We start from the raw sequence: 4,304 nt of genomic DNA, 5'->3' as shown, positions 1-4,304 counted from the left end.
TGAAGCAGAGATAAAGAAATACTGCTGCTTAAGTCTTAGCTCTTTTCCTGCGATGTGATTGTCATTGGGGTAAAGGACTTCGCAGAGCTGGCTTGCAAGGTTCTCCTGCTCAACAGCCTTCTGATAATCGCCCTTGTCAAAGGAATCAAGCTGGAAGCACTGGATAGGCTCCGCATCCCAGATCCTTAAGGTGTTTACAACGCCGTTTCCGTATCCTACAACAGGAAGATCGTAAGGAACAGCCTTAACAACCTGATATCCCTCCTGTTTGAACACTGTTCTGCCACGATCATCAGTGTACATATTTACATAGCCGCCAAATTTAACTTCCTTGGCGTACTCGTTTCTTCTAAGTTCAAACGGATTGCCGTTCTCAAGCCATGTATCCGGAACCTCAACCTGATAGCCGTCTCTTATCTTCTGGCGGAACATACCATATTTGTAGCGGATACCGCAGCCATAAGCCATGTATCCAAGTGTTGAAAGGGAATCAAGAAAGCATGCTGCAAGTCTTCCAAGGCCGCCATTTCCAAGGGCTGGATCCGGTTCCTGATCCTCAAGTACATTTACATCTATTCCCAGTTCATCAAGGGCATCCTTAACTGGTTTATATGCCTGAAGATTGATGATATTGTTACCAAACGCCCTTCCCATAAGGAATTCCATGGACATGTAGTAAACAATCTTAGGATCCTGCTCGGCTGCTGCCTTCTGAGTAGTCATCCAGTGGTCAACGATGGCATCCTTGATGGCATAAGCCGCTGCCTGATACAGTTCCTGAGGCTCTGCCTCTTCCATAGTCTTCCTGTACAGAGTCTTAACATTGTACTGGACGCTTCTCTTGAACAGGTCCTTGTCAAAGGACATCTTCTTTTTCTTCATCATATCCTCCTCATAAACACAAATTTACCTATCTATTTTACCGCAAATTCATACACAATTCTATAAAATATCCGTAAACTGTGCGTAAAAAAGAGCCATGCGAAAATAATTCGCATGGCTCTACCGTGAACCTTAAACCTTCTCAACACCGATTGTAACCTTTTCGCCGTTGATATCCCACTCTTTTGCGTTAGCTACATCAGAGCCGTAAACAACTTCGTTTGCAAGAACCTTGGTTGCGATGCTGCTCTCATTGGCCTTAACAATTTCAGCAAGCTTGTCGTTGCCATTTAAGGAAACCTTGATGTGATCCATAACTTCGAATCCGGAATCCTTACGCATGGTCTGAACCTTACTGATAACCTCAAGAACAAAGCCTTCGTTTATGAGCTCCTGTGTAAGGTTAGTGTCAAGCACAACTGTGATTCCCCAGTTCTCCTGAGAAATGAAGCCTTCCTTCTGAGCCATCTCGATAAGGAGATCATCCTTAACAAGCTCAACATCCACATCATTAACTGTGAACTTGATAGAACCATTTGTGTTAAGCTCATCCATTGTAGCATTGCCATCAAGTGTCTCAAGGTAAGACTTGATAGCTCCGATGTTCTTGCCGTACTTAGGTCCTAAAGTCTTAAGCTGTGGCTTGAAGCTGTAGCTTGTAAAGTCTCTTACATCATCTGTAAATGCAACGTTCTTGACGTTGAGCTCTTCTCTGATAATGTCTGTATAGAACTCGCCTACAGTCTGCTCTGCCTTGACATACATCTGGCCGATTGGCTGACGGTTCTTGATGTTTGCAGCATTTCTTGCTGCTCTTCCAAGAACAACGATGTCGAGGACTTCCTCCATGTCCTTCTCAAGTTTAGCGTCGATGAGTGACTCATCTACAACTGGGAAGTCGCAAAGATGGATAGACTCTGGCGCATCCTTAAAGCTGTTTCTTACAAGGTTCTGGTAGATCTCCTCGGTCATGAATGGAACCATAGGAGCTGCTGCCTTGGATACAGTTACAAGAGCTGTGTAAAGAGTCATGTAAGCAGAGATCTTATCCTGCTCCATTCCCTTAGCCCAGAATCTCTCTCTTGAACGACGAACGTACCAGTTACTCATCTCGTCAACAAAGTTATCAAGGGCCTTACCAGCTTCTGGGATCCTATAATTATTCAGGTTCTCATCAACAGCCTTTACGCAGCTGTTAAGCTTAGAAAGAAGCCACTTATCCATAACTGTGAGCTTATCAAGTTCAAGCTTGTAGTTAGCAGCATCAAAGCCATCAATATTTGCATACAGTGTAAAGAATGCATAAGTATTCCAAAGTGTACCAAGGAACTTACGCTGTCCCTCCATAACCGCATCTCCTGAGAAGCGGCTTGGAAGCCATGGAGCTGAGTTGGTGTAGAAATACCATCTGATGGCATCTGCGCCGTATTTCTCCAAAGCCTCGAAAGGATCAACAGCGTTGCCCTTTGACTTACTCATCTTCTGTCCGTTCTCATCCTGAACAAGACCAAGAACGATGACGTTCTTGAATGCAGGCTTGTTGAAAAGAAGTGTTGCCTCTGCGTGAAGTGAATAGAACCATCCTCTTGTCTGGTCTACAGCCTCTGAGATGAACTCAGCAGGGAACTGCTTCTCAAAGAGCTCCTTATTCTCAAATGGGTAGTGGAGCTGTGCAAATGGCATTGCTCCTGAATCAAACCAGCAGTCAATAACCTCTTTTACCCTGTGCATCTTCTTGCCGCACTTAGGACATGTGATCTCGAACTTGTCGATATATGGTCTGTGAAGCTCAACTGTTTCAGCTGCAGGATCTCCTGAAAGCTCAGCAAGTTCTTTTCTTGAACCTACAGAGAGCTGGTGGCCGCAGTCGTCGCACTCCCAGATATTAAGAGGAGTTCCCCAGTATCTGTCACGGGAAATACCCCAGTCCTGAATGTTCTCAAGCCAGTCGCCAAAACGTCCCTTACCGATTGACTCTGGAACCCAGTTGATCTCCTTGTTGTTGCGGATAAGGTCGTCCTTAACCTCGGTAACCTTGATGAACCATGAAGAACGAGCGTAGTACAGAAGTGGTGTTCCGCATCTCCAGCAGTGAGGATAATCGTGCTCCATCTTAGGTGCTGAGAAAAGAAGTCCCCTTGCGTCAAGGTCCTTAAGTACCTCTGGATCTGCACTTATTGCGCCCTCATCCATTTCCTTCTGTGTAGGCTTACATCTGTAGCCTGCAAAAGGTGTCTCAGGTTTAAGTCTTCCTTCGCTGTCAACCATCTGTACAAGTGGTGCGTCGTACTTGCGTCCTACTCTTGCGTCGTCTTCACCAAATGCAGGAGCGATATGTACGATACCGGTACCATCTGACATGGTTACATAGTTGTCACAGTAGATAAAGAATGCCTTCTTGTGCTGCTTGTCAGCCTCATCCTTGGCACACTGATAAAGTGGCTCATATTCCTTGTGCTCAAGATCTGTTCCAACATAGGTCTCAAGTACTTCATATGCCTTCTGGCCTTCCTCTTTTGCCAGACCGCCAAGAACTGTGTCTGCCAGAGCCTCTGCCAGGTAATAAGTATATCCATCTGCTGCCTTAACCTTGACATACTTCTCATCAGGGTTTACGCAAAGACCGATGTTTGAAGGAAGTGTCCATGGTGTTGTTGTCCAAGCAAGGAAGTAAGCGTCTTCCCCTGTAACCTTAAAACGAACAACCGCTGTGCGCTCTTTTAATGTCTTGTAGCCCTGTGCTACCTCGTGAGATGAAAGAGGTGTGCCACAGCGAGGGCAGTAAGGGACTACTTTAAATCCCTTGTATAAAAGACCTTTCTTCCAGATCTCATTAAGAGCCCACCACTCGGACTCGATAAAGTTGTCGTCATATGTGATGTAAGGATGTTCCATGTCAGCCCAGAATCCGACTGTACCTGAGAAATCTTCCCACATTCCCTTGTACTTCCACACAGATTCCTTACACTTCTTAATGAAAGGCTCAATGCCGTACTCTTCGATCTGCTCTTTGCCGTCAAGACCAAGCATCTTCTCAACTTCCAGCTCTACAGGAAGTCCGTGAGTGTCCCAACCAGCCTTACGGGGAACAGTGTAGCCCTTCATTGTACGGTATCTTGGGATCATATCCTTGATAGCACGGGTAAGAACGTGTCCAATATGAGGCTTACCATTAGCTGTTGGAGGTCCATCATAGAACATATACATCTCACCCTGGCTGCGGGTATCGACGCTCTTCTGGAAAATGTCTTCTTTTTTCCAAAACTCTTCAATCTTCTTTTCTCTGCCGACAAAATTCATATCGGTATCGACTTTGTTATACATTTTGAGCTCCTTTCATCACATAAAAAGCCCCGTCCTTGTAAAAAGGACGAGGCCAATAATATACACTCGTTATACCACCCATTTACATACGCGCCGGA

At 45.4% G+C, this 4,304-nt stretch carries 2 protein-coding genes; both read right to left on the bottom strand.

All coding sequences use genetic code 11. The features are described from left to right. Positions 1-882, bottom strand: an 882-nt coding sequence (locus tag J6I68_RS12630) for a glycogen/starch/alpha-glucan phosphorylase (protein WP_330622510.1), incomplete at its 3' end; no start/stop codon positions are given. A 132-nt stretch (positions 883-1,014) separates the two neighbouring features. Further along, the gene (gene ileS / locus J6I68_RS12625) at positions 1,015-4,206 is read right to left on the bottom strand and encodes an isoleucine--tRNA ligase (RefSeq protein ID WP_292220817.1); all 3,192 of its coding nucleotides are present in this window, start codon (positions 4,204-4,206) and stop codon (positions 1,015-1,017) included. Positions 4,207-4,304 lie beyond the last annotated feature (98 nt).

This window comes from Butyrivibrio sp., assembly GCF_017940685.1.
GTDB lineage: Bacteria > Bacillota > Clostridia > Lachnospirales > Lachnospiraceae > Butyrivibrio.
Note: the sequence above shows the minus strand (reverse complement) of the source record. Positions and strands in the feature narration are given on the sequence as shown.

Bases quoted from the DNA above. Each gene is read 5' to 3' on its own strand.
- ileS (WP_292220817.1), bottom strand. From the start codon at position 4,206: ATGTATAACAAAGTCGATACCGATATGAATTTTGTCGGCAGAGAAAAG.